Origin of the sequence: Spiroplasma endosymbiont of Megaselia nigra (genome assembly GCF_003987485.1) — a bacterium.
Lineage (GTDB): Bacteria > Bacillota_I > Bacilli_A > Mycoplasmatales > Mycoplasmataceae > Spiroplasma.
Genome location: NZ_RCOO01000263.1, coordinates 1 through 1,288 on the forward strand (window position 1 = coordinate 1; position 1,288 = coordinate 1,288).

Genomic DNA, 1,288 nt, shown 5'->3' on the forward strand with positions numbered 1-1,288 from the left:
GGGTAAATATGGGGTTACAAATTTTTCATAAAAAACATGGTATTTATCAAAAGGATTAAAAGTAAATTGATTAGAATATGTTTTATGAAAATATGTTGTTACGGTTATGTATTGTTTTGCTATGTTGTCTCATTCTTGAAATGTCCAAGATAATTCTTTTATAGTAATAGGATTATCCAAATTATATTGTTCATTATCATTTTCATCAATATATTTTTCATAAGACACCTTTAAACTTTTTGAACGAAACATTGAAACTCTTAAATTATTATATCTTTTATCTAGTTCTTTATCAGTTAAGATTTCTTTTTCTTCCGCATGTATCATTTCATCGGTTCAAGCTGATATAATCCCGCTTCCTTTACCAACCTTACCCATAATTTTATTACCATTAGCATAACCCGCAAAAGCAATGCGAACACCACTAGGAAAAACAATTTCGCCACCTTCTTTAACATTTTTAGGTCAAACAATACCATTTTCATTGTCAGGCCCTATATCAATCCCATATTTATCGTATAGATAATTACAGACATTAATTGTATCGCCAAATGTAGTATCTTCGTGGGTGTTGGCATATCTTCGTAAAATATTAGATGAAGCATCAGTAAAATTACAAGCAAAAAATAATTTTTCTGCTAGGTGATTTCATGTTTTATTAGTACCACGTCCAGCAGAAACAAACTTAAAAAAAGTTGGCGAAGTAAAATATCGGGCATAACTATCACCAACAAAATCTTTAAATACTTCTCAATCAAAACCAAAATTATAGTCACTAAAATTTAAATCATATTTTTTATTTAAATGTTCATAACTAGTAATTCGTTTTTTGTTGTTAACTTTACTAAATTCTTGCATATTTATTAACCTCTTTATTTTATATATAATAATATATTATAGAAAAAAATGAAGGGAATTTGTATAAAAATGAGAAAATTTAAACATTTAATATTTGATGAACGAAATTTATTTAAGGATTTATTGTTATCTGATACTTGTAAAAAGAAAAATGGCACGATTAATTTATCTGAAATAGCAAGACAAATGAATCGCGGAATTAATACTGTTAAAAGAGAGATTAAGAGATTTAAAAATATACAAGATTATAAACCATCAGATGCTCACAAAGATTATAAACAAAAGCGTAAAAAATGTATTAAAAAAATACCTGAATTTACAAAAGAGAAGTTAGATTTTATTAAAACAAGATTTAATAAATACCACGATACACCAGAACAATTGATTTATCGTTATTTTATAGAATTTGGTATTAAATTTCCTGCTTGTG

Annotated in this window: 1 protein-coding gene and 1 pseudogene; one reads left to right on the forward strand and one right to left on the reverse strand. The window is 26.2% G+C overall.

Translation table 4 applies throughout. The annotated features are described in order from the left end of the window. The coding region (locus D9R21_RS06565; RefSeq protein WP_148108885.1) for a hypothetical protein at positions 1-858 on the reverse strand (858 nt) is incomplete at its 3' end. A 69-nt stretch (positions 859-927) separates the two neighbouring features. On the opposite strand from D9R21_RS06565, the pseudogene D9R21_RS06570 reads away from it, so the two are divergent. Beyond that, positions 928-1,288 (forward strand): annotated as a pseudogene (locus D9R21_RS06570) (IS30 family transposase); the annotation flags it as partial.